We start from the raw sequence: 26173 nt of genomic DNA on the forward strand, positions 1-26173 counted from the left end.
CAGCGCAGCAACATTAACTGGCCGGCTTGTCCTCGTCGTAGAGGATGCGTTCAGCCGCACCGTCGAGATCCTGGTACTGGCCATTGCGCAGCGACCACAGGAACAGGCCCAAGCCGGCGATGCCCAGCACCAGCGACAGCGGTACGAGATAGAAGAACTCATCCATCACTCCGCCCCTTCCGGCAGCGCGTCCGGCAGATTGCCCTGGGGCGCGGGAAGCGCCCGACGCAGTGGGTTCAGCCGCAGCGCATTGCCGACCACGATAATGGACGACGAGGACATCACCAGGGCGGCGATCAAAGGCGTGATATAACCGGCAACGGCAAATGGCAGTGCGATGGCATTATAGCCGAGCGACAACACGAAATTCTGCCGGATCAGCTTTCCGGCTTGGCGCGCCACATCCATAGCCAGCGGCACCGCCGCCAGGCTGTCGCGCAGAAAGACGAAATCGGCGGCGTTACGCCCGATATCAGCAGCAGAGGCCGGCGCCATCGACGCGTGAGCAGCCGCAAGCGCCGGCGCATCATTCAGTCCGTCGCCGACCATCAGTACCTTGCGGCCCTCGGCAGCCAATGCGGCCAGACGCGCCGCCTTGCCACCCGGCAGCATGGCAGCCTGATATTCGGCAACACCGAGTTGTTGCGCGATGGCCGCCACAGTCTCCAGCCGGTCGCCCGAGAGAATCTCGACGCGCAGGCCGCGCTGGTGCAGTTGGGTCACGACATCCCTGGCGTCGGGACGCAGGCGATCGTCAAAGCATAGGGTCGCCAACTGCACGCCATCTTTCACCAGTACGGTGCCGGCGGCCTCGTTCCCTTGACCAAGCGCCCAGCCGGCGCGACCCAGCCGATAGACGCAGCCAAGCGCTTCGGCTTCCAGACCAAGGCCGGGATGTTCCTCGATACGGGAAAATGGCAATGCGGCCCCTACCGTCGCAGCAGATATGGCGCGCGACTGCGGATGCCGCGAATGCATGGCCATGGCAGCGGCAATAGCCAGATGCTGCGGATCTATCTCGGTGCGATTGGTAAGAGTAAGTTGCCCCAGTGTGAGCGTGCCGGTCTTGTCGAACACCACGGTATCGATCTGATCGAGCCGTTCCAGTGCAGCGCCGTCCTTGACCATGATGCCGGCCTCGAACAACCGACGCGCCGCGACTACCTGCACCATTGGCACGGCAAGTGCCAACGCACAGGGGCAAGTAATAATCAAGACGGCAATTGCAATGGTGAGGGCGCGATGCACATCGCCCATCGCCAGCATCCAGCCGACGAAGCTGACGAAAGCAGCGGTATGCACGACGGGGGCATAAAGCTGCGCGGCGCGATCGGCAATACGTCGATATCCGGCGCGGCCGGACTCGGCAGCTTCCATCAGACGCAGCATTTCGGCCAGAAAGGAATTCTGTGCCGTCGTCGTGGCCTGCAGTGTCAGCGGCGCGGTCAGGTTTAATGTACCGGCCTGCAGTTCGGTGCCGATACCGGCAGCCTGCGGCTGGCTTTCACCGTTGACCAGCGCGCAGTCGATATCGGAGGTACCGGCGATCACCCGACCATCGACCGGCACGCGCTCGCCAGCGGCCAGAATGATCTGCATCCCGGGCTGCAGTTCGTTGACCGGAAGATAATCGTGACTGCCATCAGCCCGGCGCACCACGGCGCCGCGTGCCGCCATACGCTCCAGGCCTTTCACTGCCTGCCGTGCACGCTCGCGCATCATGTGGTCGAGCACGCGGCCAATCAGCAGGAAGAACAGCAAAGAGATGGCTGCATCGAAATAAGCGTATTCGCCATGAGTAACGGTGTCGTATATGCTCATGCCGAAGGCGAGCAGCACGCCGATCGAGATCGGCACGTCCATGTTGGCCTGGCCACGGCGCAGCACCTGCCAGGCCGAGCGGAAAAAGATCTGGCCCGAATACGCCGCCGACGGGATCGACACCAGCGCCGACAGCCAGTGGAACAGGTCGCGCGAGGCCGCATCGGCCCCGGCCCAGATCGACATCGAGAACAGCATCACGTTGCCGGCGGCGAAGCCCGAGATGGCCAGTGCGCGCAGCAGCTGAGTCAGCACCGGGTCTTTGTCGTTGTCACCAGGATCGTACAGATGTGCAGGATAGCCAAGGCGATCCAGCGTGGCGAACAGCGGTGGCGGCGAGGCCTGCCGCCACTGCACCGTGACCCTTTTAGTCGACAGATTGACGCGTGCCCGGGCAATGCCGGGCAGGCTGCTCAAGCCCTGCTCAATGGTGTGGATACAGCCGCCGCAATGGATCGTCGGAACCGAGACTTCAGTCTGCTGCAGGCCATCACCAATCGAATGACTTGCCAGCAGGATTTCCTGCTGCGAAGGGCCCACCAGCCATTCCTGGCCGGTCTCCTGCGGCCGTCTTTCTGGCACATTCCCTGGCAGGCAGCAGCTCATTCTAGACTTCTTTGACCGGTTGCCGGATTGCCTTGTAGGCATGCCAGGTGGCATGGCCGACCAGCGGGAAGACCAGCACCAGGCCGAGCGTGCCGGTGATCAGGCTGAGCAGAAACAGCAGCAGCACGATAGCGCCCCAGGCCAGCATGACAGCGAGATTGTTCCAGACCAAGACCATGCTGGTGCCCATCGCGGTGAAGGCGTCGACATCCTCGTTCAGCAGCATCGGGATCGAGAAGACGCTGATGGCAAACGAAAACGCCGCGAACAACCCACCAACCGCACCGCCCACGATCAGCATAGCCCAGCCGAGCGGCGTGGTGAACAGCATCGGCGCGATATGCTCCAGTCCCGGGAACGGGGTGAGACCGAAGAACAACGCATAGATGATCACGGCGGCACGCATCCAGGTCAGCATTAGCAGGCAGAGAATGGCGCCTATGAATAGAATTTGCGCTCCGGCCTTCGCCTGTACGAACAGGATCTCGCCGAACATCACCGGCTCGCCGGCGGTGAGCCGGCGGCTTTTCTCATACAGGCCGACGGCCAGGGCCGGACCGATCACCATGAATCCAGCCAGCGCCGGGAACAGGATGTAATCGAGTTCGAGCCGGAACAGACCGACGACGATGATCAACGAAGCGAAGAAAACGCCGAAGCCGTAAAAAAGGCTGATGCTGGGTTTGACCCGGAGATCGCGCCAGCCGGCACTCAGCCAAGCGAACGCTACGCCCGGCGCAAGGTTGCGGCTGTATGCTTTTTCGCGCGGTAGCGGCGGAACAACGGCCGGAATCGTCGTCATGGCAATCTCTCCGTCAGCAGGACGAGCGCGCAGCCCGGAAGTTTCCGGTCGCTTCGCCGGAAGACTTCAAATGGGCCACGCAGCCGGGCTGCGATGTGGTGGCGACATAGACCAGGTGCGCATTGGCCAGCACCAGCAGCAATACTGCAGCGGCGATGCCGAGATATATGGCCAGCTTTTTGCGCGTCACGGTCATGCTTCAGTTCCTGGTCTGGCGCAGGTCGAGCAGGTAGAGCGTCAGGATCTTGCGCTCCAGCGACGACAGGCGATTTTCCCAGCCCGGCATCTGGCCCTGACGCCCCCTATAAATTGTCTCGTAGATGCCCTGCAGATCGCTGCCATAAATCCAGAAATTGTCGGTCAGGTCAGGTGCGCCGACGTCGCGCTTGCCCTTGGCATCGTCGCCGTGACAGGCAACGCAATTGGCCTCGAACACAGCCTTGCCGTCCTTCAGCGTGGCGGCAGGTGCGTCGGACTTGTGCGACAGCGAATGTACATAGGCTGCGACTTTGAGCAGCTCCGGACGCTCCAGGATATTGTCGCGACCAAAAGCCATCATCTGAGACACGCGGGTATCGGGATGCGCGGCATTGATGCCAACGCGAATGGTTTCGGCCACTGTTTCCGGCTCACCGCCCCACAGCCAGGGAGCCTTGGCAATCGCCGGATAGCCCTTGCCGCCCTGGCCTTGCTGGCCATGGCAGACGGCGCAGTTGTCGCCGAACAGCGTGCGACCGGTCTGGCGCACGGTGCGCATGAGCGCGACATCGGCCTGCACGGCAGCATAGTCGCCGTCGATGACCTTCTGCGCCCAGACGGCGCGATCCCGCGTCGCAGCCGCCACGCTTTCCGCGACGGTCATACGCTGATCGATGCCGAGCAGGCCTCTGGTATAAGCGACGCCTGTCGGCCAGGCCGGCATCAGAATCCAGTAGCCAAGCGCGAAGATGAAGGTCGCAGCCAGGAAGAACAGCACCGCCTTCGGCACCGGGGCGTTCAGCTCCTTGATGCCGTTCCATTCATGCCCGGTCGTCATATGACCGGTGTAGGGATCGCGCTCGCCTACCGACATGGCTTGTCCTCATCATGGATGATGTTGCGGGCCGCGTCCTCGAAGCGCTGCTTGTTGGAGGGCCAGTAGACGTAGATCAGCACACCGATCGAGAGGGCGATCAGGTAGAACAGCCCGAAGGATTTCGAGAAGGCGACGATGCTGCCGTGGTCAAAGTCGAACATGGTGTTACTCCGCCTTCATCGGCGTCTTGTGGGCCGCATCGGTCAGGCGGCCGAGTATCTGCAGATACGCCACCACTGCATCCATCTCGGTCACCGTGCCGGGCAAGCCGTCAAAGGCGCGCACGTTGGTCGCCTCGCCATAACGTTCGGATACGCCAGTCGCTTCATCGCTGTCGGGCGAAGCCTGCCCGATAGCATCCTTCACCGCATTGGCGATCTGCGCATCGCTGTAGGGCACGCCGACTTTGCGCATTGCCTTCAGATGCAGACCGAGGTCGTTCAGCTCAAGCTTGTTGCGCATCAGCCAGCCATAGGGAGGCATCTTGGACTCGACCACCACGTCGCGCGGATTGATCAGGTGCGCCACATGCCATTGATCGGAATACTTGCTGCCGACGCGAGCCAGATCAGGCCCAGTGCGCTTGGAGCCCCAGAGCATCGGGTGGTCGTATTTCGACTCCACCGCAAGCGAATATGGTCCATAGCGTTCCACTTCGTCTCGCAGTGTGCGAATCATCTGCGAATGACAGGCATAGCAGCCTTCGCGGATGTAGATGTTGCGCCCGGCCAGTTCCAGCGGGGTGTAAACACGCATATCGGGTGCCGGCTCCACCGTCTCGTCGATAGTGAACAGCGGTGCGATCTCGACCAGACCGCCGATGCTGGCGGCCACGATGACGGCCAACGTGAAACCGATGGCGCTGCGTTCCAGTTTGTAATGCAGACCGAAGATCGACATCTGACCTACTCCCCGGCCGCGGCGGGATTGCCGATCACGGCTTCATCGCCGGTTTCGACATTGGCCGCCATGCGGATGGTCATCAACACATTGTAGAATCCGATGATGGCGCCGAGCAGGAACAGCAGGCCGCCGAAAGCGCGCGCAAAATAGTACGGATGCATCGCCACCAGCGAGTCGATGAACGAGTATGACAGCGTGCCGCTTTCGTTGTACGTGCGCCACATCAAGCCCTGGATCACGCCCGAGTTCCACATCGCGAAGACATAGATCAGCGTGCCGGCCATCGCGAGCCAGAAGTGCCATTCGATCAGCTTGGGCGAGTACATGCGCGGCTGCTTCCACAGCCAGGGCACGACGGCGTAGATCGAGCCGAAGGTGATCAGCGCCACCCAGCCCAGCGCGCCGGCATGCACGTGGCCGACCGTCCAGTCGGTGTAATGCGACAGCGAATTCACCGCGCGGATCGCCATGAACGAACCTTCGAAGGTGGAGAGGCCATAAAAGATCGCCGCCATCATCATGAAGCGCAAAGTGGCGTCATCGCGCACCTTGTGCCAGGCACCGTTCAGCGTCAGCAGCGCATTGGTGGCCGAGGCCCAGCTGGGCACCAGCAGCATCACCGAGAAAGTCATGCCCAGCGTCTGCACCCAGTGCGGCAGCGCCGTGTAATGCAGATGGTGCGAGCCCGCCCACATATACATGAAGGTGATGCCCCAGAAGCTAATGATCGACAGGCGATACGAGAAGATCGGACGGCCGGCTCGCTTGGGCATGTAGTAGTACATCATACCGAGGAAGCCCGCGGTCAGGAAGAAGGCGACGGCGTTATGACCGTACCACCATTGCGTCATCGCATCCTGCACACCGGAAAAGGCTGAATAGCTTTTGGCCTGATTCCAGGCGATCGGCATGGCCAGGTTGTTGACGATATGCAGGATCGCCACCACCAGGATGAAGGCCATGTAATACCAGTTTGCCACATAAATATGCGGCTCGCGACGGCGCGCCAGCGTGCGCAGGTAGATCAGGAAATAGGTAACCCACACGATCACCAGCCAGATATCGGCATACCATTCCGGTTCGGCATATTCCTTCGACTGGGTGATGCCCATGAAGTAGCCGCTGATAGCGATCAGGCAGAACAGGTTGTAGCCGAGCAGCACGAACCATGGGCTCAACTGGTCAGGCAGGCGTGCCCGCGTTGTACGCTGCAGAACGTGGAATGACGTTGCGATCAGCGCATTGCCGCCAAAGCCGAAGATCACGCCGGTGGTGTGGGCGGGACGGATACGACCGAAGCTGGACCAGGCCGCGTCGAAGGTGAGATCGGGATAGACCAGCTGCCAGGCAACCCAGTCGCCGATGAACATACCAAAGATCGCCCAGAGCATCGCCACCACGATGCCGACCTTGCTGGGATCGTCGTAGTAATGCTCAAGCCGCGCTTCGCTCGGCTCGGGTGCGAAGTAGCCGTTGGCCAGCACGAAAATCATCACGATAGAGCAGACGACAACCAGCCAGCCATGCATGCCGATCGGGTCATGCTGTCCGGCCGCCGCCATCACGAGGCCAAGGCATCCCAGCGCGATCAGAATGATCAGGCCCAGGAAGCGTTCATTCTGGGTAAGCTGCGTAACCATCGTCGTCTTCCCACCGATAATCCGTTTGCATGAAAGGTAATCCGATACCCGCAAGAGCGGTACTCGGAAATGATGGGATATATTGCCGCAGAATCAGTGAGCATTTTCGAGTCACTACGAAATTCGTATGCGGCGCGGCATGTACGCGGCAACTACGTCACATCCATCATAGCCGAGAGAGAATCGTTAATTGTGCTGGTGTCTCAAATGCTTCCGATTAGCGTCCCCGCACAATACGACGCCACCGCATCATGCTTCACTATGCTAAGGGATAGGTGAGCCTGTCCGCAGGGATGGATGTGTTCGCCAGAACGACACCGCTAAATATTCGGTAACCTGCCGGGTCGCAGGCACACTGCAGACATCATCGGTCGATGCGGGTACCGACGAGATCACGCGATCCTCGCAGTACGCGCCAGACACGAGCGAAATCAGCCGACCGGCAGCGCCGTGGTATACTTCACCTGCTTGAGCGCAAAGCTGGATTTGATGCTCGCAACACCGGGAATCCTCGTCAGATGGTCGAGCAGGAAACGCTCGTAGTCATGCAGGCTGCCGACGACGACGCGCAGCAGATAGTCGAAATCGCCGGTCATCAGATAGCATTCCATCACTTCCGGTCGCTTGCGCACCGCTTTCTGGAAGGTTTCCAGCGCTGTCTCGATCTGCTTGTCGAGCGACACGCTGGTGAAGATGCTGATCGACAGGCCGAGCGCTTCCGGATCGACCAGGGTGACGTATTTCGTGATCACCCCCGCCTCCTCCAGCGCCTTCACCCGGCGCCAGCAGGGCGAGGCCGAGATGCCGACCTGAGCGGATAGTTCCTGGCTGGAAAGGCGCGCATTATCCTGCAGCGCCTTGACGATTCTTTTGTCGATCTGATCCAGCACGACAACTTCTTTGCTCATAACCCACCTCACACGCAAAGATTTTGCGAAAACTATAGATATGGCGGGATGGTTTGCAAAGCTATGTCCGCTGGAACCGATTAGGGTCCGGGATATTTGGCTAGGGTGAAAACCATGACGACCATCAGTCTCGACGACCTGAAGATCCTCCGCGACCTGGAACAGAAGGTTCTCTGGCTGTCGACCTGGATGATCCACAACGCCAACCATCTGCGCGAAAAGACCGACGGTCTGAAGGTCGGCGGCCACCAGGCCTCAAGCGCCTCGCTGGCCACGATCATGACTGCGCTCTATTTCCATTCGCTGCGACCGTATGACCGCGTCGCCGTGAAACCGCATGCCAGCCCGATCTTCCATGCCATCCATTATTTGATGGACCGGCAGAGCCAGGAGAAGATGGAGAATTTCCGCGGCTATAAGGGTGTTCAGTCTTATCCCTCGCGCACAAAGGACACAGCGGATGTCGACTTCTCGACCGGCTCGGTCGGCCTTGGCGCATCGCAGACCATCTTTGCCAGCCTGGTACAGGACTATGTGAAAGCGCATAGCTGGGCCGCCAACATCGAGACCGGCCGCATGATTTCGCTGATCGGCGATGCCGAGATGGATGAAGGCAATATCTTCGAGGCGCTGCTGGAAGGCTGGAAGCACGGCCTGCGCAACACATGGTGGATCATCGACTATAACCGCCAGAGCCTGGACGCCGTGGTGCGCGAGGGCCTGTATGACCGGCTGGAGGCGCTGTTCCGTGCTTTCGGCTGGGACATCGTGACGCTGAAATACGGCCAGTTGCTGGAGGCCGCCTTCACGGAGCCTGGCGGCGAACGCTTACGCGACTGGATCGACTGCTGCCCCAACCAATTGTATTCCGCCCTGACCTTCCAGGGCGGTACGGCCTGGCGCAAGCGTCTGCTGGATGATCTTGGCGATCAGGGTGACGTCACGCAGCTGATCGAAAGCCGCAGCGACCGCGAACTGGCCGAACTGATGACCAACTTGGCAGGCCATGACCTCGCCTCGCTCATCGCAGCCTTCGACGGCATCGACCACGACCGGCCGGTGGTATTCTTGGCCTATACCGTAAAGGGCTTCGGCCTACCGCTCGCCGGCCACAAGGACAACCATGCCGGCATGCTGACGCCGGTACAACTGGAGGCCTTCCAGACCGAACTCGGCATCCGGCCCGGCCACGAATGGGACAAGTTTGAGGCCATGCAGCATTCCGAAGCCGAGCTGACAGGCTTCATCCGAGCCACACCCTATAATGGGCTGAAGCAGCGTCGACTGACCTCGACGCGCGTGGAGGTGCCAGCCACGCTGCCGGCGCCGAATCAGGAGGAAATGTCGACCCAGCATGGCTTCGGCCTGATCATGCACGAGTTGGCGCGCCTGCCGGGGCCACTGGCCGACCGCATCGTCACCACCGCGCCGGACGTGACGGTGTCCACGAACCTCGGCGCCTGGGTGAACCGGCGCGGCCTGTTCGCGCAGGAGGCCGTGGCCGACCTGTTCAAGAAGGAGCGAATTCCCTCCACCTTCAACTGGGAGTTCTCGCGCAACGGCCAGCATCTCGAACTCGGCATCGCCGAGATGAATCTGTTCACCCTGCTCTCGGCGCTTGGCCTGTCGCATTCGCTGTTCGGCGAGCGACTGTTGCCGATCGGCACATTATATGACCCCTTCATCTGCCGCGGCCTCGATGCGTTGAACTACGCCTGCTACCAGGATGCGCGGTTCATGGTGGTAGCGACGCCGTCCGGTGTGACGCTGGCGCCCGAAGGCGGCGCGCATCAGTCGATCTCCACGCCCCTGATCGGCATGGCGCAGGACGGACTGGCCTCGTTCGAACCGGCCTATGTCGACGAACTGTCCGTGATCATGCGTTTCGCCTTCGATTACCTGCAGCGCGATGGCGAAGGGCAGCCGGATGAGCGCACCTGGCTGCGCGACGAGACCGGCGGCTCAGTCTATCTGCGCCTCTCCACCCGCCCGCTGGAGCAGCCGAAGCGCGAGATGACTACGGACCTGCAGCAGGACGTCGTCGATGGTGCCTACTGGCTGCGCACGCCGACGCCGAATACCGAGATCGCCATCGCCTATACCGGCGTATTGGCGCCGGAGGCGATCCAGGCTGCCGGGATGCTGTCGGAAGACCGTCGCGATGTGGCAGTGCTGGCGATTACCTCGGCCGACCGCCTGAATGCCGGCTGGTCCGCTGCGCAGCGCGCACGCCGGCGCGGCATGATGCAGGCGCGCAGCCATATCGAGCGGCTATTTGCGACTATTCCATCTCATTGCGGTATCGTGACGGTCATTGACGGTCATCCGGCCACGCTGGCATGGCTTGGCTCGGTGCAGGGCCATCCCGTATCTGCGCTGGGCGTGGAGCATTTCGGCCAGACCGGCACCGTTGACGATATGTATCGTCACCACGGCATAGATGCCGACGCGATTGCCTCTGCCGCCGAAGCTCTGGTCCCCGGCCGGCCCGTGCGGCATCTTCGCGCGGTCAACTGATCTGCTGTTGAGCCGTTCCTAAAAGCTTGGACCGGCAGGGCCGATTCCCTGCCCGACCAATGTCGAAAGGTGATCATTCGCTCGAAATCTGCAGGCACAGCCGAGAGGTAGGGCCGTTGCGAGCGACAGGAATAGCTAAGCCTTTGTAAAAGTTGGTATACACGTCAGCCAGCGGGCCAGCAAAACCTCAATCATCCGGCACCATCCATCTCGGATCGGTGCCGCGATAGGCCTGCCCGGCCGGCGACAACACTGCTCTGAATTGCGGCTCATTTCGGACGGTGCGCAAAGTAAACCATAGAATTAGCGATCAATGCGTCAGGTAAAGCGCGCGCTGTGGTGTCAGTTCCAGCTCGACTGCATCCCCGATAGACTGCGGCATTGCAGTCACCGTAATCAGCACATCGACCTGCAGGTCGCCGGCAGCCGTCCCCACGGTATACCGCATGGTATTGCCGAGGAATTCCCGGTCGCGCACCTGACCGCTCAGCCGGATGCCGCCTGCCGCCGGCTCGGAATTTCCGGTGACCAGCAGGATATCCTGCGACCGTAACACCAGTTTCGATCCGGGCTGCGTGCCGGCAGGCACCGGCATGACGGTCCCGCCGGCTAGCCGATAGACGACGCCATCGACCTGTCCCGCCAGGATATTCGCCGTGCCCAGGAAATTCGCCACGAACAGGTTGGCGGGCCGGGAAAACAGTTCCATTGGCGTCGCCACCTGCTGCACCACGCCGCTGTTCATCACCGCGATACGGTCGCAGACCGTGTTAGCCTCTTCCTGGTCGTGCGTCACGAAGATCGCAGTGATCCCGAGGCTGCGCTGCAGGTCGCGCAGCTCGCGGCGTACCTGCACCCGCATTTTGGCATCCAGATTAGACAGCGGTTCATCCAGCAGCAGGACGCGTGGACGCACCGCCAGGGTGCGCGCCAGGGCAACGCGCTGTTGCTGACCGCCCGAAAGCTGCGAGGGCCGGCGGTCCGCGAGAGCAGAAAGCCCGACAAGATCGAGCATATCGCCGACCCGCTTTCTGACCTCGGCCGACGGCAGCCGCCGCTCCTCCAGACCGAAGGCGACATTCTGCGCCACGGTCATATGCGGCCAGAGCGCATAGTTCTGGAAGACCAGGCCGACGTCGCGCTGCCACGGCCGCAGATCCGTCACATCGCGCTCACCAATCAGGATGCGACCGTCCTGGGCATGGGCAAAGCCGGCGATCAGGCGCAGCAGCGTGGTCTTGCCGCAACCCGAAGGGCCGAGGAAGGCGAAGAACTCGCCCGGCTGCACCTGCAGGCTGACATCCTTCAATACGGCATGATTGCCATAGCTGAGCGAAACCCGGTCGACGGTGACGGAGACCGGCTGGATGGCTTTGGCGAGCGAACTGTCCGCAAGCGACATGAAACGATCCTATCGGGTGGCGCCGGAGCGGCGGCGATGCCGCTCGATCAGCAGATGCGAGACCAATGTGCAGCCGGCGACCAGGATCACGGCAATGATGCCAAGCGCTGCACCAGGGCCGCGGCCGGCTGGCGACTGCATGAAAACATAGAGACCGTAAGTCAGCGGTGCGTCGGCATTTGATTGCACCAGCATGAGCGTGGCAGACAGCTCAACCGCGGCCGTGGCAAAGCTGGTGACGAAGCCGGCCAGGATGCCGCCGGTCATCAGCGGCACCACGATGCGCCGGATCACCCGCAATTTCGTGGCACCGAGATTCTCGCCGGCTTCCTCCAGCGCGACGCTGACCTGCTGCAGCGCCGCCGTACAGGCGCGCAACGCATAGGGCAGCCGACGCACCGCGAGCGCCAGAACGATGACGATCCAGAGCGTGGCGAGCGGCACGCCGCCCGGCAGGGTGATATCGTAGAAGCTGCGCAGGTAGCCAATGCCCAGCACGACGCCGGGCACCGCCAGTGCCGCCATGGCGCCATAATCCAGCCATTGCCGGCCGATCATCTTGGTACGCAGCACCAGATAGGCAATGGCGATGCCCAGCACGATGTCGATGCCAGCTGCGAGACCGGCATACAGCACGGTATTCTTCATGTAACCCGCACTCTCGGCAAAGACCCTGCCATAATGCGCGAGCGTGAAGGAATCCGGCAACGGGCTGAACGACCACACCGTAGCAAACGACAGCAGCGTCAGCGCGATATGCGGCGACAGCACCAGCAGCAGGATGAAGACCACGATGCCATAAGCCAGCACGGCCTGCACTGGCGACAGCCGGCGGCGATCCAGTCCACCACCACCGCGCTGGGTGGTGGCGTAATCGCGGCCACGCAGCGCCAGCGACGATACCGACATGGACAGCAGCGAGAAGACGATCAACACCACCGAAATCACATAGCCCATCGGATCGGCGATGCCGATCGAGGTGACGCGAAGGTAGGCCTGTGGCGCCAGCATGTCCTTCACGTTCAGCAGCAGCGGCGTGGCCAGGTCGTCGAACACCTTGATGAAGACCAGCGCTGCACCGGCGATATAGCCCGGCATGGCGAGCGGAAACACGATGCGGCGGAACAGTCGTAATCCGCTGCTGCCGAGGCTCTGGGCCGCCTCCTCCATGCTGCGGTCGATATTGGCCAGCGCCGTGGAGAGGTTGATCAGGATGAAGGGGAAATAGTGAATGGCCTGCACCAGCACGACGCCGTTCAGACCTTCCATGAAAGGAATGGTGATATCGAAATAATCCTGCAGCAGCAGGTTGATCGTGCCGTTGCGGCCGAACAGCAGCTGCATCGACACGGCGCCCACGAAGGGCGGCATGATCAGCGGTATCACGCCCAGCGTCTGGATGAGCAGCGCACCGCGGAATTCAAAGCGTGCGGTGATATAAGCCAGCGGCAGGCTGATGACAGACGCAACCAGCACCGCCATGCCGGAGACATAGAGCGAATTCCAGAACGACCGCATGAACAAGTCGGTGTTGAAGAAATCGACGAAGTTGACCAGGGTGAAGCCGCCGCCGCCCCTGGGCTGGAAGGCGGCGATCATCACCTGCGCCACCGGCAGGACAAGAAACAGCAGCAGGAAAGCGGCGATCGCCAGGGCGGCCACAATCTGGCCGGCCGTGGCGCTGCCGGCCGCCCGCCGCAGGCGGGGAAGCACGGAAGCCTGCATGTCGCTATGAAAGACTGGTCAGCGCGCCAGCTTGCCGGCCTCTTCCGCCTTATCCTTGGCCTTGGCGTAGTTCGTCTTGGCGAAAGCGGCCCACTGCTGCTCCAACTCGGCCTGCCGTGCACCGGGCTGCTTGCTGCCGGTGAAGGCTTTCGCGATGGCATCGCTGGCCACTTCGGCTTCGGTCACCGGCATGGCGGCGATCAGATCGCGTGCTTCCTTCACCAGCGCGCGGCCCCGGGCGTTATCTTTCTTGGCCAGCTTAGCCTCGGCGTCATGCACGGCCTTGGTCGCCGCCTTCAGCGCTTCATGCTGGAAGGTGATGGTCTGGTCGTAGAGCGAGTCCACCGCAGCCGTGCGCTTTTCCGATACATCGACGTCGAATTTCACGCGCGCACCCAGTGTCTTGTCCTTGAACGGATTGGGCAGGCCTTTCGCCGCCGGCTTGTCATAGACCGCCGGATTGACCGGCAGACGACGGATACCCGGTTCGAGCAGCACTTCCTGGCCGGTCGGCGAAAGCAGGAATTCGACGAAAGCCTGCGCGCCGGCAGTGTTGGGCGCATTGGCGACGATGGCGACATTGGCCGGCACCAGCGTGGTCACGGTCGGATAGGCGAACTTCACCGGGAAGCCGGAGGCTTCCGACGAGAAGCCGAAGAAATCGATCACAATGCCGAGGCCAAACTGACCGCTGTTGACGCCCTCCGGCACGCCGAAGCTGCGTTCGGTGATCTGACGGAAATTACCGGCCATCAGGCGCAGCGTGCGCCAGCCCTTTTCCCACCCTTCGCCCTGCAGAATCGTCTCGACGGTCAGATGCGTGGTGCCGGAGCGTGACGGCGCTGCGATGGCAGTGTGGTCGAAATAGACGGGCTTCAGCAGGTCGTCCCACTCTTTCGGCTCAGGCAGCTTCTTGGCCTGCATGTAGCGAGTGTTCCACATGATGCCATAGCCCGAAGCCGCGAAACCGATGTAATAGCCCTGCGGATCGTTGATCGGATAGGAACCGACCTTCTCCGGAATGCCGGTCGCCTTCGGCTTGTAGGCCTGCAGCAGCTGGCTGGATTTCAGCACCTCGAAGGCATCGGGCGCCGAGGCCCAGAACAGGTCGACCTGGTTGTTCGACTTGGTTTCCTGCAGGTATTTCACGCCGGCATTGGTATTGCGGTTCTGCACATCCAGCGTGGCGCCGGGATTGGCTTTCTCAAAAGCAGTTTTGATCGGCGTCGTGACGTCCTTGGAGAAGGAGGTCACCACCGTGACCTTGCCGGTCTGCGCATGGGCAATGGCGGAAACGGACATAGCGCCCAGCATCGACAAAACGAATTGGGCGCCCAGAAGCAGACGACGACGGCGGATCATGATGTTCCTCCCAGAACCGGCCATTTGGCCCGACGTGATCCGGCATCGTCACAAAATTGAAAAGAAACTGCAATCTTTCCGCAGACGCCCTAATCTGTCTTCCTTAAAGGGGAGCCGATGACGATTCCTACGATGATAGAGGGGCCGGACAGACGGTCGGCCGGACAGGGCGTCTGGGGCTGGATTGCCCTGGGTCTTGCCGGCCTGGCGGTGGTTCCCTGGTATGCGCTGGGCGGCGCCGGTATTTTCTCAGCCGGCTGGTTCGGCAGCTTCCCGTCTCCCGCCTCGGCGCCGGCAATCTGGCAGATCTGGAACGGAAAGCCATGGCTGCTGCTGCCGGCGCTGCCGCTGCTGGGCGCCTTCGCCGCCCTCTTCGTGCCGCGGGAACAGCCGCTGCATGGCCGCCTGCTGGCCTGCAGCGGAATGCTCGGTCTTGCCTTGCTGCTGGCGCAGGGCTTCGCCATCGATCATCGCGGCCCGACACTGGATGCACTGCAGCATATCCTCTCCGTATCCAGTACAAAGCAGAGCGGGCTCGGCGCCGGCGCGGCGCTGCTCGGCTTCGCGCATCTGATGCTGTTCGCCCGCGGCCTGTCGCGGCGCGGTTTCTGCCGCGGCGATGCCTTCACGGTCGGCGCCATCACGCTGATCGTCACCCTGATCGCGCTTTTCGTCTTCTTCCCGGTTCTGGTCGTCCTGCTGCAGGCTTTTACCGGACCGATGACGGAGATGATCGCCAAGACCTTCGATGCCTCGATCTGGAGTCTGGCCTGCATTCTTGGCCCGCTGCGCTGCGGCGTGGCGTGGAACACATTGTTTCTCGCCATCGTGGTCGGCGCCGGCACCACGCTGCTCGGCCTCGCCTTCGCCCTGATCGCGGTCCGCACCGGCTTCCGGTTCAAACCCGTCCTGCGCATCCTCACCGTGCTGCCGATCATCACGCCGCCCTTCGTGATCGGCCTGGCGCTGATCCTGCTGTTCGGCCGGTCCGGTGCCGTCACCGCGCTGATGATGGACTGGTTCGATATCCCGCGCTCGCGCTGGATCTACGGCTTCACCGGCATCGCCATCGCACAGCTGCTCGCCTTCACGCCGATTGCCTTCCTGGTGCTGATCGGCGTGGTGCAAGGCGTTGCACCCTCCCTGGAGGAAGCCGCCCAGACACTCCGCGCCAATCGCTGGGCCGTCTTTCGCACCGTGACATGGCCGCTGCTGCGCCCTGGCATCGCCAATGCCTTCCTGCTCGGTTTCGTCGAGAGCCTGGCGGATTTCGGCAATCCGCTGGTTCTGGGCGGGTCTTACGACGTGCTGGCGACCAAGATCTTCTTCGCCATCGTCGGCGCCTCGCATGACGAAAGCCGCGCCGCGATTCTTGCGATGATCCTGCTCGTCTTCACCCTGCTGGCCTTCTGGGCACAGCAGCACTGGCTCGGCAACAAGTCCTATACCACGGTGACCGGCAAGGGCGATTCCGGCCTGCCCGCGCCACTGCCGCGCAATGTCAGCCTCCTCAGCTACGCATTGGCCCTGCCCTGGGCGCTGTTCACCGTTGTCATCTACGTCACCATCTTCTTCGGCGGTTTCGTCAAGGCGGTCGGTCGCGACCACAGCTTCACGCTGTCGCATTACCTCGCCGGTTTCGCCATCGAGTGGGGTGCGAGCGGCCTGCTGTTCAGCGGCTCGGCCTGGGGTTCCTTCGGTATCACGCTGTGGATTTCCGCCATCGCCGCGCCACTGACTGCCGGTATCGGCGTGCTGACCGCCTATCTGCTGACGCGCCAGCAGTTCACCGGCCGCCGCGCCTTTGAATTCGGCACCATGCTCAGTTTCGCCATCCCAGGCACGGTGATTGGCATTTCCTATGTGCTGGCTTTCAACGTCCCGCCGCTGGAACTCACCGGCACCGGCATCATTCTGGTGATCTGCTTCGTGTTCCGGAACATGCCGGTCGGGGTGCGGGCCGGCATCGCATCCCTGAGCCAGATCGACAAAAGCCTGGATGAAGCCTCACTGACGCTGGGCGCCGGTGCCGCCGGCACCTTTCGCCGCATCACCATGCCGCTGCTGCGACCGGCCATTACGGCGGCGCTGATCTACAGCTTTGTGCGCGCCATGACGGCGGTTAGCGCCATCATCTTCCTGGTCACCGCCCAGTATAATATGGCCACCGCCTATATCGTCGGCCGCGTCGAGGCCGGTGAACTCGGTCTGGCGATTGCCTATTCTTCGGTGCTGATCCTGGTGATGGTGCTTGCCATCGGCGTGATCCAGCTGGCGGTCGGCGAGCGCCGCATCGGCCGGCGCAGCATTGCCACAACTCCCATCCCGACCACCGCCTGACATCCCCAGCAGGAGCGCTTCATGAAACTGATCCAGACCAGCCTGATCGCCGTCCTTGCGGTTCTGGCAGTCTCCGCCGCCAAACCCGCTGCCGCCCAGCAAGGCGACGTGACTGTGTATTGCAGCCTGCTGGCGGAATGGTGCGAGATCATGCGCGCCGAATTCGAGCGCAGCACCGGGATCAAGGCCGCCGTCAGCACCAAGAGCACAGGCGAAACCTTTGCGCAGATCCGTGCCGAAGCCGGCAATCCCCGGGCGGATGTCTGGTGGGGCGGCCCGAGCGACTCCCATCTGCAGGCCGCTGAACTCGGCCTGCTGGAGGAATACCGCTCGCCCACTCTGTCCAAGCTGCATCCCTGGGCACAGCGTGCCGCCGAGATTTCGAAATACCGCAGTGTCGGTATCTATGCCGGCACGCTGGGTATCGTGTGGAACACCGAAGCGCTGGCCAAACGCAAACTGCCCGCCCCGCGCTGCTGGTCGGATATGGTGAAGCCGGCCTATCGCGAGGAAGTGCAGATGTCGAACCCGACGACCTCGGGTACATCCTACGTGATGCTGGCGACGCTGATCCAGATCATGGGCGAGGAGCCCGCCTTCGCCTATCTCAAGGCGCTGCATGCCAACATCAACCAGTATCCGCGCTCGGGGGCGGCGCCGATGGCCAATGTGGCGCGCGGCGAATCCGTTACCGCGATCACCTGGATGTTCGCTGCCGTGGCCGAAGCCCAACTCGGCGCGCCGGTCACCTCCGTAGCGCCCTGCGAGGGTACCGGCTATGAGATCGGATCGATGTCGATCATCAAGGGCAGCCGCAACCTGAAAAATGCGAAGACGTGGTATGAATTCGCGCTGACGCCTGCTGCGCAGGCGACCGGCGTGAAGGCCAAGAGCTTCCAGATTCCCAGCAATGTCGATGCGCCAATCCCACCCAACACGCCGAAGCTGGAAGAGGTGAAGCTGATCAACTATGACTTCGCCAGATACGGCCAGGCATCCGAGCGCAAGCGCATTCTGGATCGCTGGGAGAAAGAAATCTCCAGCCTGCCCAAGTAACCCGCCAAGATTTCATAACAGGAGGAAACCATGTCTGTCCGTCTTCTGCCCGCGCTAGCTGTCGCGGGCCTCGCCGCCTTTGCCGCTCCGCAAGCCAAGGCACAGTCCGCCGGTGAACTGACCGTCTATTGCAGCGCGCTGATCGACTGGTGCCAGCTGATGAGCAACGAGTTCCAGAAGAAAACCGGCGTCAAGGTGACCATGACGCAGAAAGGCTCAGGCGAAACCTTCGCGCAGATCCGCGCCGAGGCCAGCAACCCGAAGGGCGACATCTGGTGGGGCGGCACCGGCGACCCGCATCTGCAGATGGCCGAGCTGAACCTGAGCGAAGAATACCGCTCGCCGACGCTGGCCAAGCTGCATCCCTGGGCACGCCAGCAGGCCGAACAGTCGAAATACCGCACGGTCGGCATTTATGCCGGCCTGCTTGGCTTTGCCTACAACACCGAGCTGTTAGCCAAGAAGAAAGGCGCCGCCGCACCGCAATGCTGGAAAGACCTGCTGAAACCGGAGTTCAAGGACGAAATCCAGATCTCGAATCCGTCTTCCTCGGGCACGGCTTACACCGCGATCGCCACGCTGGTGCAGCTGATGGGCGAAGATCAGGCCTTCGCCTATCTGAAGCAGCTGCATGGCAGCGTGAACCAGTATACCCGCTCGGGCCCGGCGCCGGCGCGCAACACCGCGCGCGGCGAAACCATGATCGGCGTAATGTTCCTGCATGACGCCGTCGCCGAAGCCGTCGAAGGCTTCCCGGTTGCCGTACAGGCGCCTTGCGAAGGTACCGGCTATGAGATCGGTTCGATGTCGATCATCAAAGGCGCGCGTAACCCGGAGAATGCCAGGAAGTGGTATGAATATGCGCTGTCGGCCGAAGGCCAGGCACTGGCGGTGCGCGGCAAGTCCTATCAGGTGCCGTCCAACGTCGATACGCCGCTGCCGCCCAAGGCGCCGCGTCTCGAAGCGACCAAGCTGATCAATTACGATTTCGCCAAATATGGCACGGCGGCCGAACGCAAGCGCCTGATCGAGCGCTGGGAGAAGGATGTCGGCAGCCAGGCGAAGTAAGGGATACAGGTCAATGTCGCAGTCCGGTCCGGCCTCGGTCGAGTTCCGCCAGGTATCGAAGCGCTATGGCGAGGTCACAGCGGTGAATGCCGTGTCCTTCACCATCGCGCCCGGCACGCTGGTGACCCTGCTGGGGCCGTCGGGCTGCGGCAAGACCACTACCCTGCGCCTCATTGCCGGCCTGGAGATGGCGAGCGAAGGCCATATCCTGATCGGCGGCGAGGATGTCACGCGGCTGTCGGCTGCCGAACGCGGCGTCAGCATGGTGTTTCAGTCCTATGCGCTGTTCCCGCATATGAGCGTGCTGGAAAATGCCTCCTATGGCCCGACCGTCAGCGGCCTGCCGCGCAAGCAGGCTGAGGCGATGGCAGCCGAGAAGCTCGCCCTGATGGGATTGAGCGGCTTCGAGAAGCGCCTGCCGTCCGAGCTTTCCGGCGGCCAGCAGCAGCGCGTGGCCGTCGCGCGCGCCCTGGTGCTGGAGCCACGTGTCCTGCTGTTCGACGAACCGCTCAGCAACCTCGACGCCAAGCTGCGGCGCCGCGTGCGCGAGGATATCCGCGAGCTGCAGCAGCGCCTGAACCTGACCGTCGCCTATGTGACGCACGATCAGGAAGAGGCGCTTGCCGTCTCCGACCGCGTCATCGTGATGGCGAATGCCATCATCGCGCAGGACGGCAGTCCCCGCGAATTATACGAGCAGCCGAGCAGCCTGTTCGTGGCCGATTTCATCGGCGATTCCAATATCGTCGATGCCGGGATCACCGCCGTCCGCGACGGAATGGCCGATATCCGCATTGGAAACCTGTCATTGCGACTGCCGCATCGCGGTCTCGGCACAGGCCCGGCCAAACTTGCGATACGACCGGAGGCCATATCGATGGCAACGGACGGTCAGGACAGTCTCGACGGCGAAGTCATCAAGGCCGCGTATCTTGGCAGCCATATGGAATACAGCATCCGCACACCTGCCGGCGTGTTCTTCGTGGTGAATGCCGATGTGGCGCAGCCGCGGAGCATTGGCTCGACAGTGAAGATCACTGTTCACCCGGCAGGCGCCACCCTTCTGCCCGAGGCAGATCGTGGGCAGGTGACTGTCAGACCAGCTTGAGCAGCAGTCGCATCAGCTGCTGCTGCTCTTCTCCATTCAGCTTCGCAAAAACATGCTCGCCCGCCAGATCAGCATCTGCACCCAGTTCCTCGACCATCCGGTGGCCATCCGCAGTCAGCTGCAGGTATTTGCATCTGTGATCCGTGGCCGCCGGAGTCTGGCGCACCCATGAACGCGCCAGCAGTCTGTACATAATCTTCGAGACTGTCGGCAGGCCGACACCCATGGCCTCAGCGATATCGCTGGGGCGACAGGCCGGTGCCTTGCGCAGAATACGCAGCATGGCCAGCTCGGCCGCCGATACGCCAGTGCCATGAAGACGGCTGCGAATGGCAGATGACACGCGCATCTCCACCATCCGGATCAGACGGCTCATCGAGGCGCTGTTTCCTGCGAATGCGCAGAGATCGCCCGTCTTTCTGACAGAGAGACGCATGCCGCTCAGACGCCGTCAGACGGCCAGCGTTTCAATCTGCCAGGACGTCGCCATCTCGCTGGCAAAGACCGCGATGCGATCATCCCCCACGGCCAGGTCAGGCAACGTTTCCGAAGATTTTGGCTGCAACCGCAGCCGAAGCCTGTCCGCATTGGCCGGCAGACCGTAGAAACGCGGGCCGTTCAGGGAGGCGAAGGCCTCCAGCCTGTCCAGCGCTCCCTCTTCATGGAAAACCTGCGCGTAGCTCTGCATCGCCGTCGGCGCATTGAAGATACCGGCGCAGCCGCAGGCCGCTTCCTTGGTATGCGCCAGATGAGGTGCGGTATCAGTCCCCAGGAAAAAGCGGGGCGCGCCCGACGTGGCCGCCAGGCGCAACGCCAGACGATGATGCTCGCGCTTGGCAACCGGCAGGCAATAGAGATGCGGCCGCACACCGCCCTCGAAGATCGATGAGCGGTTGATCATCAGATGATGCGGCGTGATGGTGGCCGCCAGGCGCCCGGAGGCCTGGCTGACAAAATCCACCGCCTGGGCCGTGGTGATATGTTCCAACACGACCTTGAGCTCCGGGAAATCGCGCAGCAGGCGCGACAGGATCAGGTCGATGAACACCTGCTCGCGATCGAAGATGTCCACCTCGCGGTCAGTAACCTCGCCATGCACCAGCAGCGGCATGCCGATGCGCTGCATGGTTTCCAGCACGGGATAGATGCGTGAGATATCCGTCACGCCGAAATGGGAATTGGTTGTCGCGCCGGCCGGGTAGAGCTTGGCCGCCACCCAAACCTGCTCCGAGAAACCACGCGCAATCTCGGCCGGATCGGTTGCATCCGTCAGGTAGCAGGTCATCAGCGGCTCGAAGCGGAGACCCGCCGGTATCGCGGCCTGAATACGGCTGCGGTAACTGGCAGCCTGCGCGATGGTGGTGACGGGCGGCTTCAGATTCGGCATCACGACGGCACGGCCGAACTGCGCGGCCGTGTAAGGCAGCACCGCCTTCAGGATATCGCCATCGCGCAGATGCACATGCCAGTCATCCGGCCGGCGGATCGTGATGTCGACGGCTGCGCTCATTGCGCGGCCTGCGCCAGGGCCGCATGCAGCAGCGACGCGCCAGCAAAGAAATCTTCCATATCCATGGCTTCATGCGGATTGTGCGAGCCGTTCTGATTGCGCACGAAGATCATGGCGCTGGGTACGCCCATATTGGCGAACACGGCGGCATCATGGCCGGCACCGCTGGCCATGGTTCGTGCCGGAATCTTCATGTCTGCTGCGATACGCTCCAGCGAGTCCACCCAGTCCCGGCTCAGTTCCGCCGGACTGGATTTCAGCAGGGCGTCGAATTCGAAGCGCACGCCACGCTGTGCGGCAATCGCTTTGCATTCTTCCTGCAGCCGGTCATGCACCCGCTGCAGGGTGGCCTGATGCTGGCTGCGGGCCTCGAAACTGAAGCCGACCTGGCCGGGGATGCGGGAAATGGCGTGCTCCTCCGGCAGCGTGCCGATGACGCCGGCGGTGAGCACCAGATCCTCGCCCCGGTCGAGCATCTCTTTCCAACAGGCATCCATGCGGGTGATCAGTTCGGCGGTGGCGAACAGCGCATCGTGGCGCAGGTTGCGCGGTACGGCGCCGGAATGACCCGCCTCGCCGATACAGGCGATGTTGCGATGCCGGATATTGCCGCGGATACCGGTGACGATGGCGACCGGCAGCTCTTCTGCCACCAGGATCGGCCCCTGCTCGATATGCAGTTCCAGCCAGCCGGACATCTGGTTGGCGGTCACGACGGGTTCGCCGGCCGCGAGCTGCTCGATATCGGCACCACAGGCGGCCATCGCTTCGCCCAGGGTGCGGCCGCTGAAAGCGTTCTGCGCCTGCAGATCAGCGGGCAGCAGACGGCCGAACAGGGCGCGCGAGCCGGTATAGGCCTTGCCGAACCAAGCGCTTTCCTCGCCGCGCAGTGCCAGAAGTTTCACCGGCCGCGCAGGCGTCAGGCCATCGCGACGAAAGCGAATCAGCGCCATCAGGCCGGCGATGATGCCGGCGGCGCCGTCGTAATTGCCGCCCTGCGGTACGGAATCGAGATGCGACCCGCAGGCCAGGAACGGCAGTCCGGCATCCCTGCCCGGCAGCGTCACCGTCAGATTGGCGGCCGCGTCGTAGCTCACTTCGAGACCGTGGCGACGTGCGCAATCCGCGATGATCCTGGCCGCAGCCGTCTCGCCCGGTCCATAGCTTTCGCGCGTGATGCCGACCGTATCGACGCTGGCCGCCTGCAGATCGGCAAACAGCTGTTCGGCCAATGCGCGGTCGTGGGCATCGAAGGCGGTCATGACACCGGCTCCACCCAGGCGAGGTCCGGTACGTCGGCTTCCTCATTCAGAACCGCGCCGATCAGACCGCGGACCGACGGCAAGCTGCGGCTCTCGCAGAAACGGTCGATGCCATCGATGATCCGCAGCATCGCACCGGGCTGCACAAAGGTCGCCGTCCCGACCTGCACAGCGGAAGCGCCCGCCAGCAGATACTCCACGGCATCCTCCGCCGTGGCGATGCCGCCGCAGCCGACGATCGGAATGCCGACCGCCTGGGCACATTGATAAACTTGACGTAGCACGATGGGCTTGATCGCCGGACCCGACAGGCCGCCCATGACATTGCCCAGCCGCGGCCGGAAAGTATGGATATCGATCGACATGGCCAGGATGGTATTCGCCACCACCAGCGCATCGGCGCCCATGCTCTCGGCAGCGCGCGCCACGCCAGCGACGTCGCCGGTATTCGGAGTCAGCTTGACCCAGAGCGGCAGCCGGGTGGCCGCACGCAGCTTCTGCACGACGTTGGCCGTCGAGGACGCCGTCATGGCGAAAGCCTTGCCATCTTCTTCCAGATTCGGGCAGGAGATATTCGCCTCAATCGCGGCAACGCCAGGCAGGGTCAGTTGCTCGGCGAGGCTGGCGAACCCTTCGGCGGTGGGCGCCGAGATACTGACCACCAGCGGCGGGCGATAATCGGCATAACGCGACATCGTCTCCTTGATGAAACTCGCCACGCCTTTCGACGGGATGCCGATGGAGTTCAGCATGCCGCTGCGGGTTTCCGCCACACGCGGCAGCGGATTGCCGGCACGGATTTCGCGGGTGATCGTCTTGGTGACAAAAGCGCCGAGCCGATTGAGGTCGATCACCTTTTCCATTTCTTCGGAAAAGGTGCCGGACGCCGGCATGACCGGGTTGGCAAGCCGCACTCCGCCAATCTCGACGGAAAGGTCGGTCACGGCAAAGCCTCCATCAAGTCGAAGACGGGACCGTCGCAGCAGACCCGCTTGTGCACGATCTCGCCGTTCCTGTTGAAATCCAGCACGCAGCAGAAGCACATGCCGAGACCGCAGGCCATCTGCTGCTCCATCGCCACCTGACCTGGCAGATCGAATTCCCGGGCCAGACGCTGCTGCACCCGCATCAGGCGGCTGGACCCGCAGGTCAGAAAGGCATCGCAGCCTCCGGCAGCGATCAGGCCGCGCAGCAGGCGCTCGACATGGGCCGGGCCGCTGGTGCCTTCGGAATCGGTCACAGTCAGAACTTCGGCGCCGAAGCCGCGGAAGACATCGACCGAGACCAGCAGTTCCGGTCGCCGGGCGCTCAGCACGGCCGTGACCTTGATGCCCGCCGCCTGCGCGGCACGCGCGAGCGGCGCCAGAGTGGCCAGCCCGGCACCGCGGCCGACCACGACGATGCTCTTCCATGCGGGATCGAGCGTGAAGCCAACACCCAGCGGCCCGAAGATATCGAGACGATCGCCGGTCCCGAGCCCAGCCAGGCCGCGGGTGCCGGCACCCGCCACCTTGTACAGGAAGCTGACGGTCCCGGCAGCCGGATCGGCGTCGTAGACGCTCATCGGGCGCCGCAGATACGGCTCTTCACCGGGTGGCTGCGGGCAGAGCAACTGGAAGAACTGCCCTGGGTGAGCCGACGATGCAGGACCGGAGCAGCGCACGACCAGATGCTTGTACTCGGCGTTCAGCCAGTCGTTGCGGACAACATCCGCCAGCCGTTCCGCCGTGCAGATCGCGTTCATTCCAGCTCTGCTCCGCGACGTTCGGGGATCAGCAGCCACAGCGCCACGATATCGATGACATAGAGAACGGCCAGCAGCGCGATAGCAATCTCGAAGCCATAGGCCAGCGCCACCGCACCCACGGTAAGCGGACCGAAGCCGCCCACCGCGCGGCCGATATTGAACAGCACATTCTGCGCCGTGGCGCGCGCGGCGGTGGGATAAAGCTCGCTCATCAGCGCGCCATAGCCGCCAAGCATGCCGTTGACGAAGAAGCCCATCACCGGACCAGCCACCAAAAGCGCGCTGGCGTCGGTCAGCCTGGAATAGACCACGACCATGACGGCGGCGCCGACCATATACATCAGGAAAGTGGGGCGACGGCCGAGGCGATCCGCGATCTGACCGAAAGCCCAGATGCCGACGGCCATGCCGACAATGGTGGTCGCCGTCCACAGCGCCGACTGGGTCAGGCCATAGCCGAACCGCGAAGACAGATAGTTCGGCAACCAGATCATTACGCCGTAGTAGCCGAAATTCTGCACCGAGCAGAGCACGACCAGACCGATACTGGATTTTGTGGTCTCCCAATCCTTCACCAGCAGGCGCAGCGGCGAAGCGCCACCCGACTTCCTGACGTTGGCGACAAAGACATCGGGTTCATGCAGCGCACGGCGGATGATGTAGGCAGCCACGGCCGGGAAGACGCCGACCAGGAACATGCCGCGCCAGCCGATTTCCGGCAGCAGTACCGGAGTTGCCAGCGCCGCCGCCAGCACGCCGACCTGCCAGCCGATACCGACATAGGACGACGCACGCGCGCGCTTCGACGCCGGCCAGGCTTCCGCCACCAGCGCCATGCCGATGCCGAATTCACCGCCCAGCCCGAGGCCGGCGATGGTGCGGTAAATCAGCAAATCCCAGTAGCCTTGGGCGAAGGCGCACAGACCGGTGAAGACGGCAAACAGTATGATCGTCCAGGTCAGCACGCGCACACGACCCAGGCGATCGGACAGCATGCCGAACAGCAGACCGCCAACGACCGCGCCGCCCAGCGTCGCCGTCACCAGCGATGCCGCCTGCGCCGTATTGAGCTGCAGGTCGGCCGAGATCGCCTTCAGCATGAAGCCGAGGATCAGCAGGTCGAAGCCGTCCATGGCATAGCCCAGCGCAGAACCCCAAAGCGCTTTCCTGGCCGCGGGCCCAACACTGTCGGAAACAGAATAATCAGCCGTCGTCATCTCGCACGCTCCCCTTGCGATTGGATTTCTGGTTGTTGCCGAACCGGCGTTCGACAAAAACGAAGTAAGGATTATTTGCTTGCCTTGTTATTCGCGATAGCAGA

General features: G+C 62.7%; 23 protein-coding genes. 5 read left to right on the plus strand and 18 right to left on the minus strand.

Annotated features, from left to right (window positions below; translation table 11 throughout):
* Positions 1 to 13: 13 nt before the first annotated feature.
* The 9 genes from ccoS to CTR53_RS04325 all read right to left on the minus strand — a co-directional run bounded on the left by ccoS (position 14) and on the right by CTR53_RS04325 (position 7755).
* Positions 14 to 166: a cbb3-type cytochrome oxidase assembly protein CcoS gene (gene ccoS, locus CTR53_RS04285; RefSeq protein WP_290809559.1), complete on the minus strand. Its 153-nt coding sequence runs from the start codon at positions 164 to 166 to the stop codon at positions 14 to 16.
* On the minus strand, positions 166 to 2361 hold the full coding sequence (locus CTR53_RS04290; protein WP_290809560.1) for a heavy metal translocating P-type ATPase: 2196 nt from the start codon (positions 2359 to 2361) through the stop codon (positions 166 to 168). Before CTR53_RS04290 ends, ccoS begins: the two co-directional genes overlap by 1 nt.
* A 67-nt stretch (positions 2362 to 2428) precedes the next feature.
* The gene (locus tag CTR53_RS04295; RefSeq protein ID WP_290809561.1) at positions 2429 to 3229 is read right to left on the minus strand and encodes a DUF2189 domain-containing protein; all 801 of its coding nucleotides are present in this window, start codon (positions 3227 to 3229) and stop codon (positions 2429 to 2431) included.
* 13 nt (positions 3230 to 3242) lie between these two features.
* Entirely contained in the window at positions 3243 to 3425 is a 183-nt protein-coding gene (locus CTR53_RS04300; RefSeq protein WP_290809562.1) for a hypothetical protein, read from the minus strand.
* Positions 3426 to 3428: 3 nt separating this feature from the next.
* Positions 3429 to 4301, minus strand: coding sequence for a cytochrome-c oxidase, cbb3-type subunit III (gene ccoP, locus CTR53_RS04305; RefSeq protein ID WP_290809563.1), 873 nt, complete (start codon positions 4299 to 4301; stop codon positions 3429 to 3431).
* Entirely contained in the window at positions 4292 to 4465 is a 174-nt protein-coding gene (locus CTR53_RS04310; protein WP_290809564.1) for a cbb3-type cytochrome c oxidase subunit 3, read from the minus strand. The genes ccoP and CTR53_RS04310 overlap by 10 nt, the downstream gene beginning before the upstream one ends.
* Before the next feature lie 4 nt (positions 4466 to 4469).
* Positions 4470 to 5204, minus strand: a complete 735-nt coding sequence (gene ccoO, locus CTR53_RS04315) for a cytochrome-c oxidase, cbb3-type subunit II (protein WP_290809565.1) — start codon at positions 5202 to 5204, stop codon at positions 4470 to 4472.
* Positions 5205 to 5209: 5 nt separating this feature from the next.
* The gene (gene ccoN, locus CTR53_RS04320; protein ID WP_290809566.1) at positions 5210 to 6847 is read right to left on the minus strand and encodes a cytochrome-c oxidase, cbb3-type subunit I; all 1638 of its coding nucleotides are present in this window, start codon (positions 6845 to 6847) and stop codon (positions 5210 to 5212) included.
* Positions 6848 to 7278: 431 nt separating this feature from the next.
* Complete coding sequence (locus CTR53_RS04325) at positions 7279 to 7755, minus strand: Lrp/AsnC family transcriptional regulator (protein WP_290809567.1); 477 nt, start codon at positions 7753 to 7755, stop codon at positions 7279 to 7281.
* 114 nt (positions 7756 to 7869) lie between these two features.
* Between CTR53_RS04325 and CTR53_RS04330 the strand changes: the two genes are divergently transcribed.
* Entirely contained in the window at positions 7870 to 10272 is a 2403-nt protein-coding gene (locus CTR53_RS04330) for a 1-deoxy-D-xylulose-5-phosphate synthase N-terminal domain-containing protein (protein ID WP_290809568.1), read from the plus strand.
* A gap of 310 nt (positions 10273 to 10582) precedes the next feature.
* Here CTR53_RS04330 and CTR53_RS04335 read toward each other — a convergent pair whose 3' ends face one another.
* The 3 genes from CTR53_RS04335 to CTR53_RS04345 are packed head-to-tail and all read right to left on the minus strand — an operon-like array spanning position 10583 to position 14761.
* A complete protein-coding gene (locus CTR53_RS04335) occupies positions 10583 to 11674 on the minus strand; it encodes an ABC transporter ATP-binding protein (protein WP_290809569.1) in 1092 nt (363 codons plus the stop codon).
* Positions 11675 to 11683: 9 nt separating this feature from the next.
* The gene (locus CTR53_RS04340) at positions 11684 to 13387 is read right to left on the minus strand and encodes an iron ABC transporter permease (RefSeq protein ID WP_290809570.1); all 1704 of its coding nucleotides are present in this window, start codon (positions 13385 to 13387) and stop codon (positions 11684 to 11686) included.
* Positions 13388 to 13417: 30 nt separating this feature from the next.
* On the minus strand, positions 13418 to 14761 hold the full coding sequence (locus CTR53_RS04345) for an extracellular solute-binding protein (RefSeq protein WP_290809571.1): 1344 nt from the start codon (positions 14759 to 14761) through the stop codon (positions 13418 to 13420).
* 117 nt (positions 14762 to 14878) lie between these two features.
* Between CTR53_RS04345 and CTR53_RS04350 the strand changes: the two genes are divergently transcribed.
* From CTR53_RS04350 to CTR53_RS04365, 4 genes are read left to right on the plus strand one after another with little or no spacing between them, the layout of a single operon-like run.
* The gene (locus CTR53_RS04350; protein ID WP_290809572.1) at positions 14879 to 17101 is read left to right on the plus strand and encodes an iron ABC transporter permease; all 2223 of its coding nucleotides are present in this window, start codon (positions 14879 to 14881) and stop codon (positions 17099 to 17101) included.
* 21 nt (positions 17102 to 17122) lie between these two features.
* The gene (locus tag CTR53_RS04355; protein ID WP_290809573.1) at positions 17123 to 18157 is read left to right on the plus strand and encodes an ABC transporter substrate-binding protein; all 1035 of its coding nucleotides are present in this window, start codon (positions 17123 to 17125) and stop codon (positions 18155 to 18157) included.
* Between the two features lie 30 nt (positions 18158 to 18187).
* A complete protein-coding gene (locus tag CTR53_RS04360) occupies positions 18188 to 19225 on the plus strand; it encodes an ABC transporter substrate-binding protein (RefSeq protein ID WP_290809574.1) in 1038 nt (345 codons plus the stop codon).
* A 13-nt stretch (positions 19226 to 19238) separates the two neighbouring features.
* Positions 19239 to 20333 carry an ABC transporter ATP-binding protein gene (locus CTR53_RS04365; RefSeq protein WP_290809575.1) on the plus strand — a complete coding sequence of 365 codons (1095 nt, stop codon included), beginning with the start codon at positions 19239 to 19241 and terminating at the stop codon, positions 20331 to 20333.
* Here CTR53_RS04365 and CTR53_RS04370 read toward each other — a convergent pair.
* From CTR53_RS04370 to CTR53_RS04395, 6 genes are all read right to left on the minus strand, one after another.
* Positions 20320 to 20709 carry a MarR family transcriptional regulator gene (locus CTR53_RS04370; RefSeq protein ID WP_290809576.1) on the minus strand — a complete coding sequence of 130 codons (390 nt, stop codon included), beginning with the start codon at positions 20707 to 20709 and terminating at the stop codon, positions 20320 to 20322. The two genes, CTR53_RS04365 and CTR53_RS04370, sit on opposite strands and share 14 nt — an antisense overlap.
* A gap of 75 nt (positions 20710 to 20784) precedes the next feature.
* On the minus strand, positions 20785 to 21843 hold the full coding sequence (gene pyrC / locus CTR53_RS04375) for a dihydroorotase (RefSeq protein ID WP_290809577.1): 1059 nt from the start codon (positions 21841 to 21843) through the stop codon (positions 20785 to 20787).
* Entirely contained in the window at positions 21840 to 23105 is a 1266-nt protein-coding gene (locus tag CTR53_RS04380; protein ID WP_290809578.1) for an allantoate amidohydrolase, read from the minus strand. The genes pyrC and CTR53_RS04380 overlap by 4 nt, the downstream gene beginning before the upstream one ends.
* The gene (locus tag CTR53_RS04385; protein ID WP_290809579.1) at positions 23102 to 24049 is read right to left on the minus strand and encodes a dihydroorotate dehydrogenase; all 948 of its coding nucleotides are present in this window, start codon (positions 24047 to 24049) and stop codon (positions 23102 to 23104) included. Before CTR53_RS04385 ends, CTR53_RS04380 begins: the two co-directional genes overlap by 4 nt.
* The gene (locus tag CTR53_RS04390; protein WP_290809580.1) at positions 24046 to 24849 is read right to left on the minus strand and encodes a dihydroorotate dehydrogenase electron transfer subunit; all 804 of its coding nucleotides are present in this window, start codon (positions 24847 to 24849) and stop codon (positions 24046 to 24048) included. Before CTR53_RS04390 ends, CTR53_RS04385 begins: the two co-directional genes overlap by 4 nt.
* A complete protein-coding gene (locus CTR53_RS04395; protein WP_290809581.1) occupies positions 24846 to 26069 on the minus strand; it encodes an MFS transporter in 1224 nt (407 codons plus the stop codon). The genes CTR53_RS04390 and CTR53_RS04395 overlap by 4 nt, the downstream gene beginning before the upstream one ends.
* Positions 26070 to 26173 lie beyond the last annotated feature (104 nt).

This window comes from Ferrovibrio sp. (assembly GCF_002796975.1).
In the GTDB taxonomy this organism is placed as follows: domain Bacteria; phylum Pseudomonadota; class Alphaproteobacteria; order Ferrovibrionales; family Ferrovibrionaceae; genus Ferrovibrio.